The organism is Streptomyces sp. bgisy100 (assembly GCF_057709105.1).
Map to the genome: position 1 here is coordinate 1 of NZ_JBYITE010000062.1, position 26,362 is coordinate 26,362.

At 72.4% G+C, this 26,362-nt stretch carries 20 protein-coding genes and 1 riboswitch; of the genes, 8 read left to right on the forward strand and 12 right to left on the reverse strand.

Features of this window, described 5'->3' with window-relative positions; genetic code table 11:
* Positions 1 to 128: 128 nt before the first annotated feature.
* The 6 genes from AC3EQ1_RS28345 to AC3EQ1_RS28370 all read right to left on the reverse strand — a co-directional run bounded on the left by AC3EQ1_RS28345 (position 129) and on the right by AC3EQ1_RS28370 (position 9,188).
* A complete protein-coding gene (locus tag AC3EQ1_RS28345) occupies positions 129 to 2,054 on the reverse strand; it encodes an ATP-binding cassette domain-containing protein (protein ID WP_432097176.1) in 1,926 nt (641 codons plus the stop codon).
* Positions 1,997 to 3,796 carry an ABC transporter ATP-binding protein gene (locus AC3EQ1_RS28350; RefSeq protein ID WP_432097177.1) on the reverse strand — a complete coding sequence of 600 codons (1,800 nt, stop codon included), beginning with the start codon at positions 3,794 to 3,796 and terminating at the stop codon, positions 1,997 to 1,999. Before AC3EQ1_RS28350 ends, AC3EQ1_RS28345 begins: the two co-directional genes overlap by 58 nt.
* Positions 3,797 to 4,098: 302 nt before the next feature.
* Entirely contained in the window at positions 4,099 to 4,227 is a 129-nt protein-coding gene (locus AC3EQ1_RS28355; protein WP_388845285.1) for a SapB/AmfS family lanthipeptide, read from the reverse strand.
* Between the two features lie 16 nt (positions 4,228 to 4,243).
* Positions 4,244 to 6,946, reverse strand: coding sequence for a class III lanthionine synthetase LanKC (lanKC, locus tag AC3EQ1_RS28360; protein ID WP_432097178.1), 2,703 nt, complete (start codon positions 6,944 to 6,946; stop codon positions 4,244 to 4,246).
* A gap of 548 nt (positions 6,947 to 7,494) precedes the next feature.
* Positions 7,495 to 7,728, reverse strand: coding sequence for a ferredoxin (locus AC3EQ1_RS28365; RefSeq protein ID WP_432097179.1), 234 nt, complete (start codon positions 7,726 to 7,728; stop codon positions 7,495 to 7,497).
* Positions 7,728 to 9,188: an aldehyde dehydrogenase gene (locus tag AC3EQ1_RS28370; RefSeq protein WP_432097180.1), complete on the reverse strand. Its 1,461-nt coding sequence runs from the start codon at positions 9,186 to 9,188 to the stop codon at positions 7,728 to 7,730. Before AC3EQ1_RS28370 ends, AC3EQ1_RS28365 begins: the two co-directional genes overlap by 1 nt.
* Before the next feature lie 236 nt (positions 9,189 to 9,424).
* Here AC3EQ1_RS28370 and AC3EQ1_RS28375 point away from each other — a divergent pair, with 236 nt between their 5' ends.
* The 7 genes from AC3EQ1_RS28375 to AC3EQ1_RS28405 all read left to right on the forward strand — a co-directional run bounded on the left by AC3EQ1_RS28375 (position 9,425) and on the right by AC3EQ1_RS28405 (position 17,676).
* Positions 9,425 to 10,480, forward strand: coding sequence for a Strvi_7410 family MBL fold metallo-hydrolase (locus AC3EQ1_RS28375; protein ID WP_432097181.1), 1,056 nt, complete (start codon positions 9,425 to 9,427; stop codon positions 10,478 to 10,480).
* 293 nt (positions 10,481 to 10,773) lie between these two features.
* A riboswitch (adenosylcobalamin-variant (AdoCbl-variant) riboswitch) is annotated at positions 10,774 to 10,868 on the forward strand.
* A gap of 174 nt (positions 10,869 to 11,042) precedes the next feature.
* Positions 11,043 to 12,368 (forward strand): SCO2321 family membrane protein, encoded by a 1,326-nt coding sequence (locus tag AC3EQ1_RS28380; protein ID WP_432097182.1) that lies wholly within the window; start codon positions 11,043 to 11,045, stop codon positions 12,366 to 12,368.
* A gap of 185 nt (positions 12,369 to 12,553) precedes the next feature.
* Complete coding sequence (locus AC3EQ1_RS28385; protein ID WP_432097183.1) at positions 12,554 to 13,282, forward strand: SCO2322 family protein; 729 nt, start codon at positions 12,554 to 12,556, stop codon at positions 13,280 to 13,282.
* Positions 13,279 to 14,616, forward strand: a complete 1,338-nt coding sequence (locus AC3EQ1_RS28390) for a CbiQ family ECF transporter T component (RefSeq protein ID WP_432097184.1) — start codon at positions 13,279 to 13,281, stop codon at positions 14,614 to 14,616. Before AC3EQ1_RS28385 ends, AC3EQ1_RS28390 begins: the two co-directional genes overlap by 4 nt.
* The gene (locus AC3EQ1_RS28395) at positions 14,613 to 16,235 is read left to right on the forward strand and encodes an ABC transporter ATP-binding protein (RefSeq protein ID WP_432097185.1); all 1,623 of its coding nucleotides are present in this window, start codon (positions 14,613 to 14,615) and stop codon (positions 16,233 to 16,235) included. Before AC3EQ1_RS28390 ends, AC3EQ1_RS28395 begins: the two co-directional genes overlap by 4 nt.
* A 344-nt stretch (positions 16,236 to 16,579) precedes the next feature.
* Entirely contained in the window at positions 16,580 to 17,386 is an 807-nt protein-coding gene (locus AC3EQ1_RS28400) for an ECF transporter S component (protein ID WP_432097202.1), read from the forward strand.
* A 2-nt stretch (positions 17,387 to 17,388) separates the two neighbouring features.
* Positions 17,389 to 17,676, forward strand: coding sequence for a DUF6881 domain-containing protein (locus tag AC3EQ1_RS28405; protein ID WP_432097186.1), 288 nt, complete (start codon positions 17,389 to 17,391; stop codon positions 17,674 to 17,676).
* Between the two features lie 54 nt (positions 17,677 to 17,730).
* Here AC3EQ1_RS28405 and AC3EQ1_RS28410 read toward each other — a convergent pair whose 3' ends face one another.
* A complete protein-coding gene (locus AC3EQ1_RS28410) occupies positions 17,731 to 18,900 on the reverse strand; it encodes a steroid 3-ketoacyl-CoA thiolase (RefSeq protein WP_432097187.1) in 1,170 nt (389 codons plus the stop codon).
* 215 nt (positions 18,901 to 19,115) lie between these two features.
* On the opposite strand from AC3EQ1_RS28410, the gene AC3EQ1_RS28415 reads away from it, so the two are divergent.
* On the forward strand, positions 19,116 to 20,348 hold the full coding sequence (locus AC3EQ1_RS28415; RefSeq protein ID WP_432097188.1) for a cytochrome P450: 1,233 nt from the start codon (positions 19,116 to 19,118) through the stop codon (positions 20,346 to 20,348).
* 60 nt (positions 20,349 to 20,408) lie between these two features.
* Here the strand turns inward: AC3EQ1_RS28415 and AC3EQ1_RS28420 are convergent, their stop codons facing one another.
* The 5 genes from AC3EQ1_RS28420 to AC3EQ1_RS28440 form a co-directional block, all read right to left on the reverse strand.
* On the reverse strand, positions 20,409 to 20,657 hold the full coding sequence (locus tag AC3EQ1_RS28420) for a S1 RNA-binding domain-containing protein (protein ID WP_432097189.1): 249 nt from the start codon (positions 20,655 to 20,657) through the stop codon (positions 20,409 to 20,411).
* Positions 20,654 to 20,818: a S1 RNA-binding domain-containing protein gene (locus tag AC3EQ1_RS28425; protein ID WP_432097190.1), complete on the reverse strand. Its 165-nt coding sequence runs from the start codon at positions 20,816 to 20,818 to the stop codon at positions 20,654 to 20,656. The genes AC3EQ1_RS28420 and AC3EQ1_RS28425 overlap by 4 nt, the downstream gene beginning before the upstream one ends.
* Before the next feature lie 117 nt (positions 20,819 to 20,935).
* A complete protein-coding gene (locus tag AC3EQ1_RS28430) occupies positions 20,936 to 21,307 on the reverse strand; it encodes a hypothetical protein (RefSeq protein ID WP_432097191.1) in 372 nt (123 codons plus the stop codon).
* On the reverse strand, positions 21,304 to 25,701 hold the full coding sequence (locus tag AC3EQ1_RS28435; protein ID WP_432097192.1) for a DUF6531 domain-containing protein: 4,398 nt from the start codon (positions 25,699 to 25,701) through the stop codon (positions 21,304 to 21,306). Before AC3EQ1_RS28435 ends, AC3EQ1_RS28430 begins: the two co-directional genes overlap by 4 nt.
* A 5-nt stretch (positions 25,702 to 25,706) precedes the next feature.
* Complete coding sequence (locus AC3EQ1_RS28440; RefSeq protein ID WP_432097193.1) at positions 25,707 to 26,018, reverse strand: hypothetical protein; 312 nt, start codon at positions 26,016 to 26,018, stop codon at positions 25,707 to 25,709.
* Between the last annotated feature and the right edge of the window lie 344 nt (positions 26,019 to 26,362).

Below are 26,362 nucleotides of genomic sequence, written 5' to 3' on the forward strand. Positions count from 1 at the left end.
AACCCCCCACCCCTCCGGCCCCGTCCCCCTCCCGTCTCGTCCGCGGCTTTCCCCCGGTGGCACGTTGGTGGTCCGAGCGCTGTGCGCGGTTCGGGGGTCGCCCTCCTTCCGACCCCGTCCCCTTCCCGTCAGCGGCCTTTCCCCGGCTGCGGGTTGGGGAGCCGGGTGTCCGCGGGTTCGGGTGCTGGTGCGTTTCCGGCTCCGTGCTCTCCCGTCCACCAGCTGCTTTGCCTGGTGGGTTGGTGGTCCGGGTGATGCTCGCCGTGGTTCACCGTGTCGGTGTGCCAGTGGCCCGTCAGGTCGCGGTAGAGGTCCGAGCGTTCCAGGAGTTCGTGGTGGGGGGCGCAGGTGGCTCGGGTGCCGTCGAGGATCAGGACGCGGTCGGCGCGGTGGGCCGAGCTGATGCGGTGGGCGATCACGATCAGGGTGCCGGGGCGGTCGGCGAAGGCCTGTTCGGCGCGGGCCTCGGCGGCCGGGTCCAGGTGGCAGGTCGCCTCGTCCAGCAGGACCAGGGGGGCCGGGGAGAGGTGGGCCCGGGCCAGGGCGACCAGTTGGCGTTCTCCCTGGGAGAGGGCGGCGGGGTCGACGAGGGCGTCCGGGCCGCCGAGTCGGTGCCAGAGGGCGTCCAGGCCGACGGCGTGGGCCGATGCTTCGAGTGCCCGGGGTTCCGCGCCGTCCGGGCAGAGGTAGAGGAGGTTGTCCCGGAGGGTGCCGGTGAAGACGTAGGCCTGTTGGGGGATCAGGACCCGGAGGCGGGCCAGTTGGTGTTGACGCAGCGGCTTTCCCTGGAGGTGTATCGCGCCTGTGTCGGGCTCCCGCAGGCCGGCGATCAGGGTGGTCAGGGTGGACTTGCCGATGCCGCTGGGGCCGACGACCGCCAGGTGTTCGCCCGGCTCGATCACCAGGTCGAGGTCGCGGAGGACGGGCTGCGCCCCCGGGCCGTACGCGAAGGTGACGGAGCGGAGTTCGACCCGCGGGGGTGCGGGGTCGAGGGGTGCCCGTGGCGTGATGGGGGGTGCGGGGCGTGGCTTGGTGGCGGTGAGGTGGTCCAGGATGACCAGGAGGCGGGTGCCCGAGGCGCCCAGGGCGGTCATCAGGGTGTGCAGGGCGGGCAGCAGTGCCTGGGTCAGGTAGGTCAGGGCGCCGAGCAGCGCCCCTGCGGTGAGGCCCTTGCCGAGCAGCCAGGGGGTGGCGGCCAGGAGGAGGACGACGGGGAGCTGGCCGGCGACCGCGAGGGCCAGGGAGCGGGCGGCGGCCCAGCGGGCCAGGGCGTGGGCCGCCCGGGTCTGGGCCGCGATGAGGTGCTCCGCCTCGGCGGCCGTACGGTCCTGGGCGCCGCAGGCCACGATGTCCCGCAGGCCGGTCGACACCGCTCCGAAGCGCTCGGCCAGGGCCTCGTCGGCGCGCAGGAACTCGCGCTGGCGGGCGGCCATCGGGTGCAGGGTGGCGGCGAACAGCAGCAGTCCGAGGGCCAGCGGCGGCAGGACGACCAGCAGGAGCAGCGGGGCGAGCGAGGCGAGGCCGAGCAGGGCTCCGGCGGCGGTGAAGACGAAGGAGCGGGCGACCAGGACGAGTCCGGCGAAGCTGTCCCGGGCCGTCTCGGTCTGCTGGGTGAGGCGGGACACGGCGCCGCTTCCGGCGCGGGCCGCGGGTGCCGCGACGGCCTCGGCGAGGGAGTCGGAGACGATCCGCCGCACCAGGCCGTCGCGCAGCGGCTCCACGAGTCCCGCCAGGCCGCGGAAGACGCCGCGGGTGGCCAGGCCTCCGGCGAGGACGGCCGCCGCGGCGAGCGCGAGCCAGGCGAGTCCGGTTCCGGTGCGCCCGGCCAGGAAGCCGTCGTCCAGGGCCTTGGCGGCGCCGTAACCGCCGAGGAAGGTGTGGGCGGACTCCAGGACCGACCAGCCGGCCAGGCGCAGGAGGACCTGCTTCCGCCGGCCGAGGAAGCGGCGGGCGCGGGGAGCGATGCGGCGCAGCGGGCTCTCCCGGCGGTGGCGGGTCACCGGGTCTCCCCCGGTCCGCCGGCGAACACCGCGCGGTAGTCCCGGTGTTCCCATAGCACGGCGTGCGGGCCGACCGCTCGTACCCGGCCGTCCTCCAGCCAGGCCACCAGGTCCGCGCGGGCGGCCGAGGAGGCGCGGTGGGCGATCAGGAGGCGTGTGCCGGAGCGCACGTCCCGGGTGAGCGCCCCGCTCACCTCCCGTTCGGTGACGCTGTCGAGGCTGGAGGTGGCGTCGTCGAGGATCAGCAGCCGGCCGGCGTGTGCGAAGGCCCGCGCCAGGCCGAGGCGTTGCAGCTCGCCCCCGGAGAGCGGCGCGTCGGCGAGGGCGGTGCGGTAGCCGTCCGGGAGGCGCCGGACGAAGGTGTCGGCGCTGGCGGAGCGGGCCGCGGCGACGATGTCCGGCCGGGGCGGTTCGTACGGGCCGAAGGCGATGGCCCCGCCCACCGTGCCGCCGAACAGCTCCGGCCGTTCGAAGGCGTAGCCGACCTCCCGGCGCAGCGCTCCGGGCTCGGCCTCGGTCAGCGGCACGCCGTCCAGCAGCACCTGGCCGCTGTCCGGGTCGGCCAGCCGGCCGGCGAGCGCGGCCAGGACGGACTTGCCCGCGCCGGAGCGGCCCACCACGGCCAGCGTGGTGCCGCCCGGGACGACCAGGTCGACGCCGCTCAGGACCGGAGTGCCGCCGCGGCTCGCGGTGACGGCGCGCAGTTCGAGGCGGCCGGGCCCGTCGGGGGGCAGGGGGCGGGTGCCGGCGGGCACCGGGGGCACCGCGAGGAGTTCGGTGGTGCGCCGGGCGGCGGCGCGGCTGCGGACCAGGGAGCTCAGCTGTCCTACGACGGCCCCGGCGCCGGCGGCGATGGCGGCGTAGCGGGAGGCGGCGAGCAGTTCGCCGACGCTCACGGCCCCGGCGGCGAGCCGGATCCCGCCCGCGGCGAGAACCGCGGTCTGGAGCAGCGGCACCAGGATGCCGCCCTGGACGACGGCCCGCCCGTACACCTGCCACATGCGCCGCCCCTGGACGCCCAGTTCGGGCAGCGGGGCGAGGACGCGGGCGCGTTCCCGGGCCTCGGTGCCGGCGGCGGCGACCGTGCGGGCGCCGCTCAGGGCCTCGACCAGGCGGGCGGCGATGTCGCCCTGGACGCGCTGGTAGCGCTCCACGCAGTCCGACGTGCCGCGGGTGAAGGCCCGCAGCATGAGGGCGAGGAGCGGGACGCCGGCGAGGAACACGGCGGCCAGCCAGAGGTCGAGGAACGCCAGGGCGACCAGGCCGCCGACCGGGGTGAGCAGCGAGGCGAGGCCGGTGGCGGCGGTCGCGGGTGCGGTGGCGGCCTCGGTGGCGTTCCCGGTCAGCCGGGTCACCAGGTCGCCGGGGGTGAAGCGGGCCGCCCGGTACGGTCCGACGGACAGCAGGTGGGTCAGGCCGAGCCCGCGCAGCCAGGCGGCGCAGCGGGCGTTGGTGGTGCCGGTGAGCAGGGCGACCGCGGCATCCGCCAGCACCTCCGCCGCGATGAGCGCGGCGCACAGCGCGAGCCACGCGCCGTGGCCCCGGCCGCCGTCGAGCACCAGGTCGAGGGTGTGCCCGAGCGCCGCGGGCAGCGCGATGGTGGCGGCGGCCGACACGGTGCTGAGGAGCGCGAGGGCCGCGGTGCGGCCGGCATTGAGCCGGGCGGCGGTGAGCAGGAGTCCCGTGGGTCCGGCCCGGTGTCCGTCGGCCGCGGGGTCGCCGGACGGGGTTCCGGGGTGCGGTCCGGACGGGGCTTCGGGTGCGGTCGGCGGGGCGGCGGGGGACGTCGGTGCCATACGCGGTGGGTCCTCGGTCGGGTGGCCCGGGCCGGCGCCGGGCGGGTCCACGTCCCGAGCGGGTGCCGGTTGCCCGGCCCGTGGGAACAGCCGGGCGGTGACGCGCGGTTGTCCTGGCGCGTACCGCGCGGGACGATGAACGGTGAAGTCCTCATCTCTCCGTCCGCGCCGCCCGTACACCACTCTTCGTACCCGTACGGCACGGCTGCTGCGGAGAGGCCCCGGACGGGAATCCCGCCCGGGGCCGACGCAACGATCTCTCCGCCACGCGGGGCACAGCCCGCCTCGCGTTGCGGACGAGGTCAGTTACAGGTGGTGACGCTCAGGCTGCTGTCACCGCAGAGGAGCAGGCTCGCGCGGCTGCCGTGCAGGGCGGCCTCGGCGGACTCGTCCTTCGGGGTCTCCAGGGACTGCAGGTCGAGAAGCGACATGGTCGTGTTCCTTTCATCATGGGGACGGTGTGCTTGCCACGGCTTCCCGGAGGGAAGCCGGCTCTGGGGCCGCGGGTGCGGCGGGTGTCGGCGCCGGGAGGAAGGGCAGCTGCACGGGCTTGTCGTGCAGCGCGCTGCCCAGCGCGAGGAGGCAACCGGCGGTGCCGGTGCTGAGGTCCATGGAGAGCCGCATCATCTGCTCGCCGGGGAAGGCGAGCCGGCCCCGGTAGGGGACGGCGCCCCAGGAGAGGGCGTCGATCTGGCGGCGCACATCGGCGGCGCGGGTGCCGGGTCCGCCGGTCGTCGTCCGGCTCAGGTGGAGCACCATGCCGGCGGTGCCGCGGAACAGACCGGGCTGGGCGTAGAACATCGCCTGCGCGGCCCGGACGATCTCGCGGCGCGCCCCCTCGAACTGCTCGTCGGGGCGGTGGGTGAGGTAGTCGTCGAGCACCATGCCGATGCCGACGCTGCCCGCGCCGAGGTAGGGCATGGTGCGCCAGCCCTCGTCGACCTGGAGCGCCCCGCCGGCGCCGCGCACGCAGCGGGCCAGGTCGCGGCGGAGGGCGTCGGCGGCGAGGTCCAGCAGCGCCGGGTCGCCGGTGCGTTCGTACAGCCGCAGGTGGAGCAGGGCCTGTCCGGTGGCGCCGTGCAGCAGCCCGGCGCGCGGCGGCCGGCCGGACGGTGTGCCGTCCGCGGTCCGTTCGGCGGCCCGTGCGACGAGCCGGGAGCAGTGCAGGGCCCGGTCGTGCAGGGTGCTGTCGCCCGTTGCGGTGCCCAGGGCGTCCAGGGCGAGGCCGATGCCGGAGAGTCCGCTGTGCAGGTCGGGGGCGATCCCGTCCCAGTTCTGGGAGCAGACGGTGTCGAGCAGTGCGAGGGCGCGCTCGGTGTAGCCGAGCCGGTCCAGGACCCAGGCGATGCCGGACAGTCCGTCGTAGAAGCCGAAGGGGGTCCCGGACGCCGGGTCCTCGGTGGCCTGGAGCAGCCACTCCTCGGCCTCGGGGCAGTCCGGTGCGCCGGTCTCGGCGAGGGCGTGCAGCACGCCCGCGGTGCCGTAGGCGAAGCAGGCGCCGCCGCCGGGGGCCGCGAACTGGGCGATGTCACCGGGGAAGAAACGGTCCTTCCGCTCCGGTGTGGCGGCGGCGAGGATCGCCTGCACCAGGGAGTCCCGGCTGCGCGGCCAGTCGCCCGGGTCCACCGGCAGATAGCCACTGCCCTGCCGGGTGCCCGACGGTGCCGGACGGGAGGCCGGACGCGGATCGACGGGGACGTAGCCGCGGGTGATCTCGGCGACCGCCTCGTCGAGGAACTCCCGGGGCACCGGGAACTGTTGGGAGGCGATCTCCGCGAGGTGCGCGGCCTTGTCCCGGTCGATGGCCAACAGGCTGGTCAGCGGCAGGAACAGGGCGATCCGCAGACAGGCGAGCGCATAGCGGTCGACGTCGAAGCCCCTGCGGTCCGCCGGGGCGACGAAGCCCGGGTTGGCGACGACCTGGCGGCGGCCCTCGTCGATGTGCGCCGCGGCCTCGAAGTCCAGCAGCACCACGGAGGATTCGTCCTCGGCGACCATGATGTTGAACAGGTGCAGGTCGTTGAAGGCCACGCCGCGGGCGTGGATCGCCTCGACGGCCTCCTCGACGAGGCGGTGGATCCGCAGCGCCCAGTCGGTGTAGGAGGCGAGACGTTCCTGCCCGGGGTTCTCCTCGATCAGCGGGTGCCGCCGCGCGAAGAAGGTGTTGAGCGGCTTGCCCGCTATGTGCTCCAGGACGAGGAACCGGTGGTCGCCGAGGGTGAACCACCCCCGCACCTCGGGGGTGCAGCCCAGTCCCGAGAGCCGCTCCAGCGCCGTCCTCTCGCGCTCCAGGCGGGTCACGGCGTCGGCGCCGTCCGCGGCCAGACCGGCGTACGGCCGGGCCTCCTTGAGGACGACCTGCTCCCCGGTGCGGCTGTCGCGTCCGACGTAGACACCGCCGCCGTTCGAGAAGTGCAGGGCACGCTCGATGGTGTACGGGATGTCGGTCGTCGTGACGGCTGACCGGGCCGCCAGGTGCGGCTTCAGGAAGTCGGGCAGGGTCACCCAGTCCGGGACGTGGAAGGCCGGGTCCCGGCGGTCGGGCACCAGCCGGCCCTCGCCGTCCTCGACGGCGGGGCACAACTCGCCGTCGGGGCCGAAGCAGTGGCGTTCGGTGAAGCTGCCGTACCGGACGTGCACCGGCCCGGCGCCCCACCGCAGATCGCTGAGGATGTACGGGCCGGGCTCACCGGCCAGCAGCGCGTCGAGCTCCTCGGCGACGGTGCGGCAGTGCTCCTCGTCGACGGGGTAGACGGTGATGAACTTGCCGCTGCCGCCGCGGTCCGCGTACTTGGCGTTGCGGTTGCGCAGCAGATAGCGGCTGGGCATGAACTTGAAGGCGATGCCCCGGGAGAAGCAGTGGTCCCCGACCCGGTCGAGAATGCTCTCGGCGTTGTCCAGGCAGGCGGAGATGTGAATCTTCCAGCCCTGGCCGGGCAGCCGGGTGTCGAGGGGACGGAACGCGAGCCAGTCGCCGGAGCGGTGGCGCTGCCAGCCCTCGGGGGCCTCGCGCCGCGCCACTTCGTAGAGGGCCTCCCCGTGCGACGTGCCGGCGGCGCCCGCCGCGTCGGCCGCGGTCGCGTGCAGCCGGTGCGGAGCGTCGTAGAACTGGCGGTCGGCGTCGCAGAAGACGGCGTAGCCCTTGCTCATCCCACTCCCTCTCGGCTGTCGGGGCCGGTTTCGACGGGATGAGATTTCCATGGGGCCGGGGGCCGGAGACAGTCACGGGTGTCATGAAGCAACCGTGAAGAATACACGCTCCGTTACTGACTGGTAGCTCTGCGCTGTGGCCCGGGAGCGCAGGTCATCGGCGTCCCTGGCACCGGCCGGTGGAGCCGGGTGGGGGCATGGAGGCTGCGGGAGCGGTGAGAGGTCCGGGAACGGTGGGTGCTGCGGAACGGTCGCAACGGCCGGGATGCGTGGGGGACTCGGGCGGGGGCACGGGCGGGCGGTGCGCCCTCCCGGGCCCGGGCATGAGGACGGGCCCGGGAGGAGGACGACCCGGGCCCGAGTTTCCCTCGCGGCGAGGCTCAAACATCGGATGGCGGATGTGGGGCGGCGAAAGCCTTGGCGGGTTGTGGGCGACGGGCGTCCGACGGGCCGTCACGGACGGTCGCAGGGACCGGAATCTCAAGGCCGGGATCCGGTTGCGACCCCGGGGCCCCGGCCGGGAACAGCCCGCGCCGGGCGCACTCCGCTCACTCCTCCGGCGGGAACACCGCCTCCCCCGTGCCGTCGAGGCTGATCAGGATGGCCTCGACGGGGCAGCCCTCGGCCGCCTCCAGCAGCGCCTCGGACGCCTCCGTGCGGGGCTCGGCCGGGTGGGACTGGCGGGCGGAGTCCAGCCGGAAGCCGCTGGGCGCGGTGCCCGCGCAGAAGCCCGAGCCGATGCAGACACTGCGGTCGACCTCGATGTGCCAGCGGTCGCCCATCAGTCGCCCTCCCAGCCGGCGGGGAGATGGATCATCTTGTGCTCCAGATACTCGGCGAAGCCCTCGGGCCCGAACTCGCGTCCCAGCCCGCTGTTCTTGTAACCGCCGAACGGGCCGAGCATGTCCAGGCTGAAGGTGTTCACGGAGTAGGTGCCGGTGCGCACCCGCCGGGCGATGTCGATGCCGTGGGCCACGTCCGCGGTCCAGACGCTGCCGGACAGCCCGTACTCCGAGTCGTTGGCGATCCGGACCGCCTCGGCCTCGTCCTCGTACGGGAGCAGGCAGATCACCGGGCCGAAGATCTCCTCGCGGGCGATCCGCATGGAGTTGGAGACACCGCCGAAGAGCGTCGGCTCGACGTACCAGCCGCGGTCGGGCGCCGCCGGCCGGCCGCCGCCGGCGAGCACCTTGGCGCCTTCCTCCTGTCCGAGCCGGATGTAGTCCAGGGACCGCTGCTGCTGGCGGCGGGTGACCAGCGGGCCGATCTGGGTGGCCGGGTCGAGCGGGTCGCCGACGACCAGGGCACCGGCCGCGGCGGCGAAGCGTTCGGCGATCTCGTCGTAGTGGCTGCGCGGGGCGAGGATCCGGGTCTGGGCGACGCACGCCTGGCCGTTGTTCATCCAGGCGTTGGGGACGATGCCGGCGACGGCGGTGTCGAGGTCGACGTCGGGGAGGATGACCGCCGCCGACTTGCCGCCGAGTTCCAGGGTGACCCGGGTCAGATTGCGGGACGCGACCTCCATGACGCGCTTGCCGGCCGCCACGGAGCCGGTGAACGACACCTTGTCGACGCCGGGGTGGCCGACCAGGTACTCGCTGACCTCGCGGTCGGCCGGGAGGATGCTGAGCACGCCCTCGGGCACCCCGGCCTCGGCCGCGATATCGGCGAGCAGCCAGGCGTCGAGCGGGGTCTCGGGCGACGGCTTGAGGAGCACCGAACACCCGGTGAGCAGCGCGGGGGCGAGCTTCGCGGCGGCGACGAACTGCGGGACGTTCCACGGCACGACGGCCGCGACCACCCCGACCGGCTCCCGCCGGACGAGGATCGGCCCGAGCGCCCCCTGCCGGTGTTCCTCCTGCGCGGTGTCCCGGGCCACGGTGATCGCCGCGTCCCACACCATCATCGCGCCGAGGGCCTGGGCGAGGACGCTCCAGGCGTAGGGGGAGCCGTTCTGCGCGCTGATGGTCCGGGCGATCTCCTCGTGCCGGACGGCGAACGCGTCCTTGATCCGGGTGACCACCTCGATCCGTTCGGCGAGGGGGGTACGGGCCCAGGGCCCGTGGTCGAAGGCCTCGCGGGCGGCTGCCACGGCGCGGTCCACATCGGCGCGCGAGGCGTGCGGCACGCGCCCGATGACCTGCTCGGTGTGCGGCGAGACCACCTCGATCACATCCGGGCCGAGCGGGTCCACCCACGCGCCTCCGATGAACAGCTGTCCGTGCTCGATGAGGTCGGTCATCGCCCTGCCTCCCCGCCGTCCGGCCGGCCCTCAACGTCGAAGCCGCCCGGGAATCGTCTGACCCGGCTAATATCTGACGCAGCATCAGAACTGATACCAGTTCCCGTTGCAGTGGGCAATGCGTCGGCCGCCTCCCGCCCCGCGGGGCACCGGTCCCGGCGACCGTGGTGGAGAACGCGTTCCACCGCTCGCTCGGGGCGCGATCCGCTGGGCGGGGCTCCATGGAGGAGGGCTCCATGACGGAACCGGCCGCCCCGGTGACCGACCACGGCGGCGGGGTGTGGAGCATCCCCGTCCCGATCCCGGACAACCCGCTGGGCCACACGCTGGTGCACCTTCTGGACACCGGCCGCGGACCGGTTCTGATCGACACCGGCTGGGACGACCCGGCCTCCTGGGACACCCTCGTCGCCGGACTCGCGGCGTGCGGCACGTCCGTCACCGAGCTGCACGGCGTGCTCGTCACCCACCATCACCCCGACCACCACGGGCTCTCCGGGCGGGTGCGCGAGGCGTCGGGGGCCTGGATCGCGATGCACCCCGCGGACACGCGGGTCGTGCGCCGGGTCCGCGCGGCCCGGCCCGCGCTCTGGCTCGACCACCTGATCGGGAAGCTCGAAGCCGCCGGGGCGCCGGAGGATCATCTGCGTCCGCTGCGCGCGGCCCGGGGGTCCGGCCGGGATCCGGCGCTGCCCGGTCTGCGGGCCGCACTGCCCGACCGCGCCGTCGTCCCCGGCGAACTGCTCGATCTGCCGGGCCGGAGACTGCGGGCCGTCTGGACGCCCGGGCACACCCCCGGCCATGTCTGCCTGCACCTGGAGGAGGACCATCCGGCCGCCGGGCGGACGGGCCACGGCCGGCTGTTCTCCGGCGACCACCTGCTGCCCACCATCAGTCCGCACATCGGCCTCTACGAGGACCCCGACGCCGTCACGGTCACCGACCCGCTCGGGGACTACCTCGACTCCCTGGAGCGGATCGGCCGCCTCGCCCCGGCCGAGGTGCTGCCCGCCCACCAGTACGCCTTCCCGGACGCGGCGGCCCGGGTGCGGCAGCTCCTGGCGCACCACGAGGCGCGGCTGGCCGGGCTGCGGGACCTCCTGCGGGCCCGCGCGCTCACCCCGTGGCAGCTGGCCGAGGCCATGGAGTGGAACCGGCCCTGGGAGCAGATCTCCCCCGGGTCACGGAACATCGCCGTCTCGGAGGCGGAGGCGCATCTGCGGCGCCTGGTGACGCTGGGACGGGCGGAGCCGGTGCCGGGCAGCGAGCCGGTGACGTACCGGGCGGTGTGAGGGGAGTTCCCGGGCGGCGGGCGGTGAGAGGGAGCCGGGCGGACGGTCGGGCGGTGCGACCCCGTGGGGCGGTGCGGGGGCGCGTGCGCGGCGGGTCGGTACGAGGCGGGGCGGGGCGCGCCGTGTGCCGGGCGGCGCGGGGGCGGGGCCGGCGGGGTGCGGGGCCGGCGGGGTGCTGGGGCGGGTGCGGGGCCGGCGGGGTGCTTGGGCGGGTTCCGATGCACCCCCGGGCGGCTCGGGACATCGGGCGCCCATGGGCCCCTTGCTACGGGCCGGTAGAGTGTGCCAGTCGATACCGCATCCCTCAGGGGAAAGCCGGTGCAATTCCGGCACTGACCCGCAACCGTGAGGCGCCGCGACGGCGTCGAGTCGGAGTGCCCTGGCGGATGTGACCGGCTCCTGTCTCCGGACGGGCCGTCCCACGGCCGCGCCCGGGGACCGGCACCGTCGAGGAATACGGAGCCGGAGCCCGGTGCCCCGCCGCGTGCGCACGCTCCCGTCCGCACGGCCGCGCGGTGCGCAGCGGATCCGGCCGCGTCCGCTCACCGAAAGGCACCGCCCGATGCTGCATCACCCCGGGGAGATATCCCCGCGCCCCCGGCCGGGCGGTCCGTCCCGGCACAGCAGACTGCGTCGCGCCGTCGCGCTGACGGCCGCCTCCGCCGCCCTGTGCGTGACCGCCGCTCCGGCCGCGTCCGCCGCCGACTCACCGAAGCCCGCGGCTCCGGCGAAGCTCCCGGCCGGGCTGTACGGCACCAAGGACCCGAAGTTCGACGCCGTCTGGCGGCAGTCGGTGGCCCTGATCGCCCAGGACACGGTGAAGGTCACGCCGGCCCCCGAGGCCGTGGACTGGCTGGCCGGCCAGCAGTGCGCTTCGGGCGGCTTCGCGGAGTTCCGCGCGGACGCGGACCAGGAGTGCGACAAGAAGACTCCGGTGGACAGCAACGCGACCGCACTCGCGGTGCAGGCGCTGGCCGCGCTCGGCGGCCACGGCGACGCCGTGAAGAAGTCCGTGAACTGGCTGAAGTCCCTGCAGAACAAGGACGGCGGCTGGAGCTACTTCCCCGGTGACCCGAGCGACGCCAACTCCACCTCGCTGGTGATCGGCGCGCTCATCGCGGCGGGGGAGAATGCGTCGGATGTGAAGCCCCGGAAGGGGAAGACGTCGGCGTACGAGGCGCTGGACGGATTCCTGCTCGGCTGCGACGCCGACAAGGATGAGCGCGGAGCCTTCGCCTACCAGCCGGACAAGAAGGGCAAGCTCGCGCCCAACGCGGACGCGACCGCGGCCGGGGCGCTCGCCCTGGTCGGCAGGGGACTGCAGCTGGGTCCGCCCATCAAGAGCGCCGCCCAGCACGCCGAGCCGCTCGACTGCGGATCCGCTGACGCGAAGGACGAGCCGGCCACGGAGGCGAAGGCCGCCGCCTCCGCCGCGTACCTCGCCACGGCCATGAAGAAGACCGACGGGCATCTGACGGCCGTCGCCCCGGGCGCCGACAAGCCCGCCCCGGACTACGCCAACACGGCGGACGCGGTCATCGCCCTGGCGGCCGGCGGCTACCTGGACGCCGCCCGCTCCCCCCTCACCTGGCTGGAGCGGCACTCCCGGACCTGGTCGAAGGACAACCCGGCGGGCCTGGGCTCGCTGATCATCGCCGCCCACGCGACCGGCGCCGACCCGCGGGACTTCGGCGGGCGGGACCTGGTCCGGCAGCTGAACGCCACCGGTCCGAAGCCGGCGGCGCAGGCCCCGGAAGACGGCGGCGACGCGCAGGACGCCAAGGAGGGCGGTTCGGACGGCATGTCGACGGCCTGGACGGTCGGCGCGTTCCTGGTCGCGGGCATCGGGATCGGCTTCCTGCTGAGCGGCCGCAAGAAGAAGGCGTAGGCATGGTGGTGGGCGTGCGCGGTGCGGCGGAGCGGGGCGGGAGCGTGACGGTGTCGGGGATCGAGGGCGAACACGGATCCGGGCTCGTACCCGGGCAGGCATCCGGCCCGGTAACCGGGCACGCATCCGGCCTCGGCCGTGAGCACCGGACGGGGTTCCGGTCTCTGTTCCTGATGTGGTTCCGAATGGGGTTCCGGTCGTCGTTCCGGTCGCGGTCCGGCCGTCCGGCCCCGGCCCGGGTCGCTGTCGCGGCCGTCGTGGCCGGGGCCGCGCTCGCCGTGCTCGGCGCCGCGCCCGCCCACGCCCAGGGCTACCGCTACTGGTCGTTCTGGGACCGGAAGGGCGGGAACTGGGTGTACGCCACCCAGGGCCCGGCCACCGAACGCCCCGCGGACGGCGAGGTGCGCGGCTTCCGCTTCGCCGTCAGCGCGGATTCCAAGGATGCCGAACAGCCGCGCGGCTCGGCCCGTTTCGACACCGTCTGCGCCGGTACCTCCACCAAGGCGGGCGGCAAGCGCGTCGCGGTCGTGCTGGACTTCGGCACGGCCGCGGACGCGCCCGACGGCGAGCACCCGCCGACGTCCCGTACGGAGTGCGCGAGCGTCCCTCAGGACGCGACGGCCGCGGAGGTGCTGGCGGCGGTGGCGAAGCCGCTCCGCTACGACTCCGGCGCCCTGCTCTGCGCCGTCTCCGGCTATCCGAAGAAGGGCTGCGGCGAACAGGTCGCCGACGGCGGGGGCGAGTCGAGCAAGAGCGACGGCCCGGCCGGGAAGTCCGCGTCCGCGGGCTCCCCGTCCTCGTCGGAGACGGACGGCGGTGACGACGGCCCGTCCGTCGGACTGATCGCCGGTCTCGCCGCCGTACTGGCCCTCGGTGCCGCCGCCGGGTGGCAGGCCCGTCGTCGCCGCGGATGAGCAGCGAGCACGGCCGGGCGCCCGCGCGGGCCCCGGAGACGGACACCCGGACCTCCGCACCGGCACAGCGGTCCCGCCCCGGGTGGGCCCGGAAGCTCCCCACGGGCCGGCGGGCGCCGGAGGCGACGCGCAGCAACGCCCTGCATGCCGGGGCGTGGTGGCTGTGGGCCCTCGGGCTCGCCACCGCGGCGTCCCGGACCACCAACCCGCTGCTGCTGGGTCTGATCGTGGCCGTCGCGGGCTATGTCGTGGCCGTGCGCCGCACCGACGCGCCCTGGGCCCGCAGTTACCGCGCGTTTCTGCTGCTCGGCCTGTCGGTGGTGGTGATCCGGCTGGTCTTCTCGGTGATCCTCGGCTCACCGATCCCGGGCAGCACCACGCTGGTCACCCTGCCCGAAGTGCCGCTTCCCGACTGGGCGCGGGGGGTCCGGATCGGGGGCCGGGTCACGCTGGAGTCCCTGGTCTTCGCGTTCTACGACGGGGTGAAGCTGGCCGCGCTCCTCGCCTGTCTCGGCGCGGCGAACGCCCTCGCCAACCCCGCCCGGCTCCTCAAATCCCTCCCCGGAGCGCTGTACGAGGTGGGCGTCGCGGTGGTGGTCGCCATGACGTTCGCCCCGAACCTCGTCGCGGACGTGGTGCGGCTGCGGGCCGCCCGCCGGCTGCGCGGGCGCCCCGACAAGGGGATCAAGGCGGTGCTGCAGATCGGGCTGCCGGTGCTGGAGGGCGCACTGGAGCGCTCGGTGGCGCTGGCGGCCACCATGGACGCCCGCGGCTACGGGCGCACGGCACAGGTCCCGCCCGCGGTCCGGCACACCACGACCGCCCTCACGCTGGGCGGGCTGCTCGGTGTCTGCGCCGGTACGTACGGTCTGCTGGCCGCCGAGGGCGCCGGGTTCGGCCTGCCGTTGCTGCTGGTGGGGGTCGCGGCGGCGCTCGCCGGGCTGCGGCTGGGCGGCCGCCGGTCGGTACGCAGCCGCTACCGCCCGGATGTCTGGGGGGCGCGGGCGTGGCTGGTCTCCGGCTCCGGCGCCGCGGTCGCCGCCCTGATGATCGGTTGCGCGGCCCAGGATCCGGCGGCCCTGCATCCGTCGGTCGTGCCGCTGGCCGCGCCGTCGCTGCCGCTGTGGCCCGCGGCCGCCGTCCTGCTCGGCCTGCTCCCGGCGTTCGTGGCACCGGCGCCGCCGTTCCCCGGGGCGTCCGGCCGGCCGGGAGTCCGCCCGTCCGCGGCCGCTTCCGGCGGCACACCGGGCGTCTCCCCCGAGCGTCCACGGCGTACTTCCAGCCTCTTCCGCCCCTCCCATCCCTCCAGTTCTCCCGAGGAGGAGAAGCCGTGATCCGGTTCGAGCAGGTGTCCGTCGCCTATGACGGGGCGCCCGGATTCGCCCTCCGCGAGGTGGACTTCACCGTGCCGGAGGGCGAACTCTCCCTGCTCGTCGGGCCCTCCGGTGTCGGTAAGTCGACATTGCTGGGCGCGGTGAGCGGGCTCGTGCCGCACTTCACCGGGGGAACGCTGCACGGCAGGGTCACCGTCGCCGGACGGGACACCCGGACGCACCGGCCGCGCGAACTCGCCGATGTCGTCGGCACCGTGGGCCAGGATCCCGTGGCGCACTTCGTCACCGACACCGTCGAGGACGAGCTCGCCTACGGCATGGAGTCCCTCGGGCTGGCCCCCGAGGTGATGCGCCGCCGCGTCGAGGAGACCCTCGATCTGCTGGGCCTGGCCGACCTGCGCGACCGGCCCCTGGCGAGCCTGTCCGGCGGCCAGCAGCAGCGGGTGGCCATCGGGTCGGTGCTCACCCCGCATCCGCGCGTCCTGATCCTGGACGAGCCGACGTCCGCGCTGGACCCGGGCGCCGCGGAGGAGGTGCTGGCCGTCCTGCAACGGCTGGTGCACGACCTGGGCACCACCGTCCTCATGGCCGAACACCGGCTGGAGCGCGTCATCCAGTACGCGGACCAGGTCGTTCTGCTGCCCGGCCCCGGTGAGCAGGTCGTCACCGGCGCGCCCGCGGACGTCATGGCCGTCTCCCCGGTCCACCCGCCGGTCGTCGCCCTCGGCCGGCTCGCGGGCTGGTCCCCGCTGCCGCTCTCGGTCCGGGACGCGCGCCGCGCCGCCGGGCCGCTGCGGGAGCGGCTGGCCCCGCTCGCCCCGGACGCCCTCACCGGCCCGGGGCCCGCGGAACCGGCCGTCGGCACCGCGGAACTGTCGGTGCGGCGCGGGCGGACGGAAGCCCTGCGGCAGGTCTCGCTGTCCGTCCGGCCGGGCGAGACCGTCGCGTTGATGGGCCGCAACGGTGCGGGCAAGTCGACGCTGCTGGGCACGCTGGTCGGACTGCACGAGCCGGACGGCGGCTCGGCGACGGTCGGCGGCCTGACCCCGCACCGGACGAGCCCGCGGGAGCTGATCCGCCAGGTCGGGCTCGTCCCGCAGGAGCCGCGCGACCTGCTCTACGCGGACACCGTCGCGGCGGAGTGCACGGCGGCCGACGAGGACGCGGGGGCCGCGCGCGGCTCCTGCCGGGCCCTGGTCGCCGAGCTCCTGCCGGGCGTCCCCGACGACACCCACCCGCGCGACCTGTCGGAGGGCCAGCGACTGGCCCTCGCACTGTCCATCGTGCTGACGGCCCGCCCGCGTCTGGTGCTGCTGGACGAGCCGACCCGCGGCCTCGACTACGCGGCCAAGGCGCGGCTGGTGGAGATCCTGCGGGGGCTGGCCGCGGACGGGCATGCGATCGTCATGGCCACGCACGACGTGGAGCTGGCGGCCGAACTCGCCCACCGGGTGGTGATCCTGGCGGACGGCGAGGTGGTCGCGGACGGCCCGACCCCGGAGGTCGTGGTCTCCTCCCCGGCCTTCGCACCGCAGGTCGCGAAGATCCTGACGCCGGAGCGCTGGCTCACGGTGTCCCAGGTGCGGGAGGCGTTGAGGGCGGGGGGTGCCGGCCGGTGAACCCGCCTCGTTCCTCGGACGGTTGGGAGAGTCGGGACGACCGGGACGGAATCGTCATGGACGGCATCATGGACGGCGCCTTGGACGGCGCCATGGACGGCAAGGCGCCGGTCGACGCTCGCGGAACCGGCGAGGCCCCCGCACCGGCCGGGTCCGCTGCTGCCGCCGGGTCTGGTGCCACCGCCGGGTCTGACGCCACCGGGTCGGACGCCACCGGGTCTGCTGCTGCCGGCTCTGATTCCACCGGCTCTGCCGCTCCCGGCTCTGCCGCTGCCGCCCGCTCCGCGGCCGACCGTTCCGCTGCGGTCCGGCCTCCCCGGGCCGTCCGGCTCGGCGCCCGGTCGGTGGCCGCCCTCGTCCTGGTCTCGGCGATCGGGGTGGCCGCGTTCGGCTGGCCGCTGCTCGCCGACCCCTCGTCCAGCCTCGCCCACTCCACCGACGCACCTTGGCTGTTCGCCGCCCTGCTCCCCCTCCTCGTGGCGGTGGTCGTGGCGACCATCGCCGACTCCGGCCTGGGGGCGAAAGCCGTCGCCATGCTCGGCGTCCTGGCGGCGGCCGGTGCCGCGCTGCGCCCGCTCGGCGCGGGCACGGCCGGCCTGGAACCCATGTTCTTCCTGATGGTGCTGGCCGGGCGGGTGCTCGGACCGGGGTTCGGGTTCGTGCTCGGCTCGGTGACCATGTTCGCCTCGGCGCTGCTCACCGGCGGTGTGGGCCCGTGGATGCCGTTCCAGATGCTCGCGATGGGCTGGGTGTCGATGGGCGCGGGGCTGCTCCCGGGACCGGACCGGCTGCGCGGCCGGGCCGAACGGCTCCTGCTCGCGGCGTACGGGGCGGTCTCCTCCGTGCTCTACGGCACGGTGATGAACCTCCAGGGCTGGCCCTACCTCGGCGGTCCGGCCACCGGCGTCTCGTTCGACCCCGGTGACCCGGTGCACGAGAACCTCGTCCGCTTCCTCGCCTACTGCCTGGCGACCTCGCTGGGCTGGGATCTGCCGCGCGCCGTGCTGACGACGGTCCTGATCCTGACCATCGGCGGCACGGTGCTCAGGGCGCTGCGCCGGGCGAGCCGCCGGGCGGCGTTCGCGGCACCGGTGGCGTTCGGCCGGGGGCCTGCCGGGCCATCCGCCGGCCCGGCAGCGGAGCGGACCTGACGATGCAGTACTGGAAAGTGCGGTGGACGCATGACTTCGACGTCGAACCGGTCACGCTGTACAACGAGATCGGCGACGACGGATACGAGGTCCGCAAGGTCCAGGAGTACCGGGACGGGCGCCTGCTGAGGGCGGACGCCTCCCACGAATGCGGCGACATCGGACTCGGCGAGATCCCGGTCGGCCCGATCGAGGACGTGCGGGCGCAGCCCGAGTTCTCCGCGGAGGTCATCGACCGGGCCACTTTCGAACAGGCGTGGGGACGTGCCCGGTACGGGGACGGGCACTGAACCGGTCCCGGCTGCTACGGGCCGGGGCCGGCCCGGGTGTGCGGGGCGGTGGGTCTACAGCCGCTGGATGATCGTCCCCGTCGCCAGCGCACCCCCCGCACACATCGTGATCAGCGCGAACTCCCCGTCCCGCCGCTCCAGTTCGTGCAGGGCCGTGGTGATCAGCCGGGCGCCGGTCGCGCCGACGGGGTGGCCGAGTGCGATGGCGCCGCCGTTCACATTGACCTTCTCCAGGTCCTGTTCGAAGACCTGCGCCCAGGAGAGCACCACGGACGCGAAGGCCTCGTTGATCTCGACCAGGTCGATGTCGCGGAGTGACATCCCGGCCTTGCCGAGGACCGCGCGGGTCGCGTCGATGGGACCGTCGAGGTGGAAGTGCGGGTCGGTGCCGACGAGCGCCTGGGCCACGATCCGCGCCCGGGCCTTGAGCTTCAGCGCCCGCGCCATGCGCTTGGAGGCCCACATCACGGCCGCCGCGCCGTCGGAGATCTGGGAGGAGTTGCCCGCGGTGTGCACGGCCGTCGGCATGATGGGCTTCAGCCGGGCCAGGGCGTCCATGCCGGTGTCGCGAAGCCCTTCGTCCCGGTCGACGAGCCGCCACATGCCCTGCCCGGCCGCCTGCTCCTCCTCGGTGGTCGGCACCTGCACGGCGTACGTCTCCCGCTTGAACCGCTCCTCGGCCCAGGCCCGCGCCGCCCGCTCCTGGGACATCAGGCCGAGGGAGTCGACGCGTTCCCGGGTGAGGCCCCGGTTGCGGGCGATCCGCTCCGCAGCCTCGAACTGGTTGGGCAGGTCCACATTCCACTCGTCCGGGAACGGCTTGCCCGGCCCGTGCTTCGATCCGCTGCCGAGCGGCACCCGCGACATGGCCTCGACGCCGCAGCCGATGCCGACGTCGATGACCCCGGTCGCGATCATGTTGGCGACCATGTGGTTGGCCTGTTGCGAGGAGCCGCACTGGCAGTCCACGGTGGTCGCCGCCGTCTCGTACGGCAGGCCGCAGGCGAGCCAGGCGTTGCGCGCCGGGTTCATGGACTGCTCACCGGCGTGGGTGACCGTGCCGCCGACGATCTGTTCGACGCAGTCGGGCTGGATTCCGGTCCGGGCGAGCAGTTCGCGGTAGGTCTCCCCCAGCAGGTAGGCGGGGTGCAGATTGGCGAGCGCGCCGCCGCGCTTGCCGATGGGAGTGCGTACGGCTTCGACGATGACGGGTTCAGCGGCCATGACTCGTCCTCTCCTCGTCCGCGGGGCGTCCCGGCGCCCACGGCAGAACTAGTACGCGTTCTAGTTCTCTTCGAAGTCTGCTGACTATTACCTTCGGTACGCAAGGGGCGTGCATGCGCCTCATCAACAACCGATACCGCCTCGGGCCTTGCCACTTGAAGAACCCGTTACTACCTTGCCGAGAGATTCTGATGGACCGTCAGATGGAGTCGCCGATGTCCTGTCCAGCGCTGCCCGAAGGGTTCGACTTCACCGATCCCGACGTCTACCAGCAGCGGGTCCCGCTCCCGGAACTCGCCGAGCTGCGCCGGACCGCCCCGGTGTGGTGGAACCCGCAGCCGCACAACATCGCGGGCTTCCAGGACGACGGCTACTGGGTGGTGACCCGGCACGCGGACGTCAGGGCGGTCTCCACCGACCCGGAGACCTTCTCCTCGAACACCAACACCGCCATCATCCGGTTCAACGAGTCCATCAGCCGCGACCAGATCGACGTCCAGAAGCTGATCATGCTCAACATGGACCCGCCGGAGCACACCCGGCTGCGGCAGATCGTGCAGCGCGGCTTCACCCCCCGGGCGATCCGCGCCCTGCGGGAGGCCCTGACCTCCCGCGCCGGCAGGATCGTCTCCGGCGCGGCGGGGAAGCCGTCGGGCAACTTCGTCACCGACATCGCCTCCGAACTGCCGCTCCAGGCCATCGCCGAACTCATCGGCGTCCCACAGGAGGACCGCCTCAAGCTCTTCGACTGGTCCAACAAGATGGCCGCCTACGACGACCCGGAGCTGGCCGTCACCGAGGAGGTCGGCGTCGAGTCGGCGATGGAGCTGATCTCGTACTCCATGAACATGGCCGCCGCCCGCAAACAGTGCCCGGCCCAGGACATCGTGACGAAGCTGGTGGCCGCCTCGGACGAGGGCAGCCTGACCTCCGACGAATTCGGCTTCTTCGTCCTGGTCCTCACCGTCGCCGGCAACGAGACCACCCGGAACGCCATCACCCACGGCATGCACGCGTTCCTCACCCACCCCGAACAGTGGGAACGCTTCAAGGCCGAACGCCCCGCGACGACAGCCGACGAAATCGTCCGCTGGGCCACCCCGATCGTCTCCTTCCAGCGCACCGCCACCCGGGACACAGAACTGGGCGGGGCGCACATCAAGGCGGGCGACCGGGTCGGCATGTTCTACTCCTCGGCCAACAACGACCCGGAGGTCTTCGACCGCCCGGAGTCGTTCGACATCACCCGCGACCCGAACCCCCACCTCGGCTTCGGCGGCGGAGGCCCCCACTTCTGCCTGGGCGCCAGCCTGGCCCGCATGGAAATCGACCTCATCTTCAACGCCATCGCCGACACGGTCCCGGACATCCGCCTGGAGGGGGAACCGCGGCGGCTGCGGTCGGCTTGGATCAATGGGGTGAAGGAGCTGCGGGTGAGTTATGGGTGAGGGAGTCGGCTGAGCCTCCACCGACTTCCAGTTCTGCGGCCAGATGGGCAGCGACAGGAGTCAGTCAAGGAGAAGCGAAACCTGTCGCTTGCGGACATTGATGGACGCGACCTTCACCGCAACACCGTCCCCAACCTCCAAGGCGTGCCCTTCCCCGCCCACTTCGGAGAGCGACAGAAGGCCCGTGACACCCGACTCCAACTCCACGAAGACGCCGATGGGCGCCAGCTTGACCACGCTGCCGGAAAGGCTGCACCCCAGCATCGTGCGCGCGAAGTCAAGGAACGGATCCGGCTCCAGATCCTTCAACGACGCCCCAACGCGCCCGCGCTCACCAGCGCATGCAGGCCTCCAAGGTCCACGAATGCCCCGAAGTCCGTCACGGAGTCGACAAGACCCCTGCGCACCTGGCCGGGCTCCAGGTCGCCGAGAATAAGCCCGCGGACTGTATGACTGAACCCTTCACGCATTGACACTCCGTTGCAACACCGGGCCCCAGCCTCCCAGCCACAGCACGGCGCAATTATTCTGAACTGCCGAACGCCCAGTCCGCGCCAGGCATTCTCCCTCCTTCGTTCGATCGCCCATCAGGAATCGGCCAAGATTTTCCGCTTCTCCACTTCGTAGTCATTGAGCGCCTTGGGATCACCATCGAAGTAGGATTCCCAGAATCCTGGCCGGCTCCACGGCTCCGGACGCAAGGAGAACGACCCATCATCGAACTGCTTATACCGCCACGTCGATGGGATCGAAGGACGCGTCACGGTGAATACCCTGCAATCGAACAACGCTGGACCTTCCCCATCGATGAACTCGATCCGAAACTCTGCACTTTTCCCACAAGCGGCAAACACTTCGAGGATCGTATACTCTCGCCCCTCCTTGAGTGCGTCGACTCCTTGCAGGATCTTGGCGGACTCAGTCCACTGAGGAGTAAAACGGGCACGCACTTTCATCACTTCCCATTCATTGGCCGCCTATTCATGATTACCTTGTAATCATAGTTCAGCACCCTCCCCGTCTCGGGGTTGTAGTAGTAGTGCACTTGGAAATCTCCATAGGGTGACTGATGCGTCTTCGTCGTATACTTACCCCAATCCTGAAGTGCGCTCCCATCCGAGGTCATCAAGTCGCGCACGACAGGATTCCCAAGATCATTCCCGGGGATCACGCGCCGTGATTCAGCGAGCGCCTGCGGCGTAAGCCATCCATTCTCATTGAAAATGGACTCAGCAGATTCCTTTCGCAGCCCATCTGCCAACCGCTGCCCTTCAGCCGATCCGGCCAGGAAGTTCTCGTCCGCATTCTTACCCACCTTACCCATTACATTCTGACACTTCGGGTAAAGCCCCAATGGGTCAATCCAGGTTTGCGGATTGTGAGGGTACGTCACTGGATTCGGTGCAGGCGCCAACCCCATTGGGTCCGGCGTGAGGTAGCGCCCGGTTTCCGCGTCATAGTGGCGGAAGTAGTTGTAGTGGTGCCCCGTTTCGGGGTCGAAGTACTGCCCCGGAAAGCGCAACGGCGTATAGGCTGAGCCGCCATTCGCCCACGTCGTAGTCCCCCACAGCGTTCTGCGGGTGCGCCAAGCGATCTCGCCCGTCTCGTCGATGAGTTCGCTCGGTGTCCCGACGAGGTCGGTGACGATCGCGAAGAAGCGCCGGTCGATTTCCTGCTGCGGCGCGTCCGCCGCGGTGATGCGTTCCGTCTGGGCGACCGGGTGCAGTCCGTTGTGATCCCAGGTGAGGGTGACCGGGTTCGGAAGGTCGACAGCCGAGGTGGTCTGCTCCGTGAGGGTGGTGCCGTCCCACGTGAAATCGACCCGCTCCGCGAGACCCCCCTCCTCGTCCAGCCGCTGCTTGGCGATGCGTCGGCCGAGCGGGTCGTACAAGTAGGTCCAGCGCGTGCCGTCGGGAGTGACCACGTCCGTCAGGCGGTCCTCGGCGTCCCAGATGTAGCGCCAGGTGTCCGGCTTGCGTGAGAGGCGGGTCTTCTGGCGCAGAGTCGTGCGGCCCAGTGCGTCGTGCTCGTAGCGGACGTTGCCCGCGCGGGTGATGCGGGTGCCGGTGTAGGTGCGGGTGCCCTGGGCCTCCGGCTCGGCGTGGTCGGCCGGCCAGTGGGCTTCGGTTTGGTTGCCCGAGTCGTCGTAGGCGTACCGCTCGCTCCAGCCCTGAGCCTGCACTGCCGTGACACGGCCGGCGAGATCGAGGTCGAAGCGCTGCGGGCCCGTCAGCTGGTCCTCGATGCCCACGAGGTTGCTGTCGGGGCGGTAGGTGTAGGCGCGGGACTGGAGCGTGCCCGTCGAAGGGGCGGTCACCGTCTGGACGGCGAGGCGCCCGGCGGGGTCCCAGGCCTGGGACAGGGTGAGGTCCTGGCCGAAGCGACGGGCGGTTTCGCGGCCCGCCGCGTCGTGTTCCATCGCGAAGGTCTGGCCGGAGGTGGTCAGTGCGGTGCAGTTGCCTGCCGCGTCGTACGTCCAGGTGCTGACCGCGCCGATCGGGGTCACGCGCTGCGTGCGCCGCCCGAGAGCGTCGTAGGCGGAGGACAGGGCCCGGCCGTTGCAGACCTCCGCGGTGATGCGCCCCTGCACGTCCCGCTGGTAAGTGACCGTCGCGTCCGCGCCCGCGGCCTCCAGCAGCCTGCCTGCCGCGTCGTACGCGTAGGTCGTCACCTGGCCGTTCGCGTCCTTGCGGACGACCCGGCCCAGTACGTCGTGCGCGTACCGGATGATCTGGCCCAACGCATCGGTACGGGAGACGAGCCGCCCTGCCGCGTCGTATGCATAGCTGATCGTGCGGCCGTCGAAGTCAGTCTCGGAGGCGAGCCGGCCCGCCGGGTCGTAGTGGTAGCTCCAGCGCAGACCTGCCGGGTTGGTGACACCGACCAGCCGCACTTCGGTGTCGTATTCGAACTCGTAGCGCACACCATCCGGCCCCGTCTGGGCCGCGAGTTGGTCGAAGTAGGTGTGCTCGAAGGTGGTGACTCCGCCGATCGCGTCGACGTGCCGGAGTCCGTTGCCTTCGCCGTCGTACTCCCAGGACTGCTCGGCACCGAGAGGGTCGGTACGGGCGGCGAGCTTGCCCTCCGTGGTCCACGCCGTCCGGCTGACGTTGCCCACCGCGTCGGTGAACGCGACGGGTCGGCCGAAGGAGTCGCGTTCGTACCTGCTCACCGCGCTGAGCGGATCGGTGAAGGTCAGCGGGAGGCCCGCGCTGTCGGAGGCGACGGTGGTGGTGTGGCCGAGGGGGTCCGTCGCCGACGTCAAGTGCCCCGTGCCGTTCCAGCCGTACCGCGTCGTCGCCCCGCCCGGGTCCGTGACCGACGTGCGGTTGCCGCGGTCGTCGAACTCCTGCCGCCAGCTGCTGCCGTCCGGGGCGGTGAGGGCGACGGGCAGACCCAGCTCGTTGTATTCGGCTCCGGTCTCGCTGCCGTCCGGCCGGACGACGGACACCACGCGCCCGTCGGCGTCGTAGCCGTAGCGCGTCGTGTGCCCGAGCGGGTCGGTGATGGCGGTCAGCCGGTGCTCGGTGTCCCATTCCTGGGTCGTCACATGGCCGAGCGGGTCGGTGTGGCGGACGAGGCGGTGGGCCTCGTTGTGTTCGTACCGGTTGGCGTGGCCGAGGGAGTTGGTGACGGTGGTGGTGCGGGTGCCGTCGTCGTAGGCGAGCGTGCCGTTGAGGAACCCGCCGCTGCCCTCGGTGCGGACGACCCGGCCGCGCTCGTCGTAGGTATAGGCGTACGAGGTGTCGTTGCGGTCGGTCCAGGAGGTGATCCGGCCCGCGTCGTCGTAGGTGAAGCGGAGCGGGAGCCCGGAGGAGTTGATGACGTCGGTGAGGTGGCCGTTGTCGTCGTAGCCGTAGGAGATCACCGGGGTGCCGGCGGCCTCCGGGTTCTCGGGGTCGAGAAGGCGCAGGCCGGTGATGCGGGGCAGGGTGGGGTGGTGGTCCAGGGCGACGCGGTAGCCGCCGGTGTGGGAGACCTCCTCCGGCCTGCCGTCCTGGGAGTACCGGACGGTGATGCGCTGCCCGTTGCGGTCCACGATGTGCTGGAGCGGCAGGTCGACGGCCTGACCGTCGTCCGTGGTGTACGGGGTGTGGAAGACGTACGCGAGCCCGGTGTCGGGGTCGGTGACGCGCAGGGCGCCGTCCACCTCGTCATCCCAGGTCAGGGGGATGCGGGAGCCGGTCTCCGGGTGCACCGGCTCCTGGGCGTCGGCCGCCGGACGGGGGTAGACCAGGCGGGCGCCGTCGGGGGCTGTGTAGGTGATGCCCTCGTCGTCGGCCTGCAGGCGCTGGTCGAGGGTGGAGGACCATGAGGAGCCGAACCAGCCGCCCCACCGGTAGGACGACATGTGCGTCCGATCCAGCACGAGCGGCAGCGCGCCCGGGAGCTGGAGATCGGTCTGCTGGAGGAGCATGTCGCCGGTGGCGACATCGATCGGGTCCAGCTCGCACTTCTTGAAGCGGGCGCGGATCGAGGCGGGCAGCTTCTCCCACTCGCTCGGGCGGAGCTTGAGCCGGGACAGTCCGGTGCCGTCGAGCTTGAGGGCCTTGCTGATCTTGGCGAGTTCGCTGGGCTTGAGGGCCTTGAGCCCCTTGCCGAGTGCCTTGCCCAGGACGCCGAGACCGGCGCCGACAATGGCTCCTTCGGCGAGGAGCTTGGAGAGTTTGGCGGGATCCTTGAACGCGCCGGGATCGTCCAGGGCGGTGATGAACGCGGTGAATTTCATGCCCTCGCCTGCCATCTTGGACGCGGCGGCGATGGTCTTGATCTCCTTCATCGCCTTCATGGCGCGTTCCAGACCGCGAAGGGTCTCCATCACGGTGCGGACCACGACGGCCATCGCGGTGCCGGATTCCTCGATCCGCCCGACCAGCGCGACGATCTTCAGCGCGCGTTCCCCGGCAGCCAGGTTGGACGCCACCTCGGACAGACCCGCCGTCAGCACCGAGAGCGCCAGGCCCGCGACCTCGAACTCGATGATCTCCATGACCAGCACGCCGATCTCGGAGAGCAGTTCATGGGCCTTGTCGGCGAACTCGTCGAGTGCTTTGGCACCCTTCCGCAGCGCGTGCGACATGCTCTGCGCCTGCGTACGCGCCTTACGGGCCCGGTGGTGGAACGCCTTGGCGGTCTTGCCCTCCCAGACCACGTCCTTGAGGGCCAGTTCGGCGTCCTTGCGGGCGTCGTCCAGCCCGTCGGCCAGGTGCCGCCACTTCTTCGCGACCTCCCGGATCCCGTCGGGGTCGACGGCGGGATCGCTGATGCCCAGGAACTCCAGCTTGCTCGCCAGATCGTCCCCGAAGGCGTGGTTGACCTTGTTGATGTAGTGCAGCGGATTGAGGTCGACCACGGCGCTCAGCCCTTGCCGTCGCGGGCGGCCGCGGCTATGAGCCCGTCGAGGAGGTCGAAGGCCCGCGACACATCACGCATCACCTTGGCCTCCGCGTGCCACTCCTCCTCCAGCGCATGCGTCAGCTTCGCCAGCTTGTGCATCCCGTCCCGGATGTCGTCCGTGGCACTCATCAGCGACCCCAACGCGCCGAACGCCGACAGATCGTGAGAGGCCTCGCGGAAGGTGTGCAACGGCTTCGCCGTGTGATGCGTGACCCGCCCCAACGCCGATGAAGCCTTGTCCAGGGACTCGGCTTCCTTTTTCAGATCCGACACGTGTCGGCACGCCCCCGCCGCTATAGGTGTATTGGCCAAACGTTTACACTGTAGTGTCGGCGGTTTTACAGGAGGCAAAGCCAGCAGAAAGAGCGAACAAAGATCATCTTCGTACGGCTACCGCATCGGCCGGTGAGCCCGACTCATCGTGACTCGACGATCAACTATGCGGAGCTGCATCATCGTTGGGCCTTGAGCCGTAGTGGCGGGCGGCCAGCGGAAGGATCGGGAGGACGGCAGGGCAAGACGAGTTCCGACCGTCAAAATCCGAACGACCGTCTGGATGGCTTGGCAGCCGTGCCACTTCGCGCCAAGAAGTACACCCCTGCACCTTCACCTTGTCC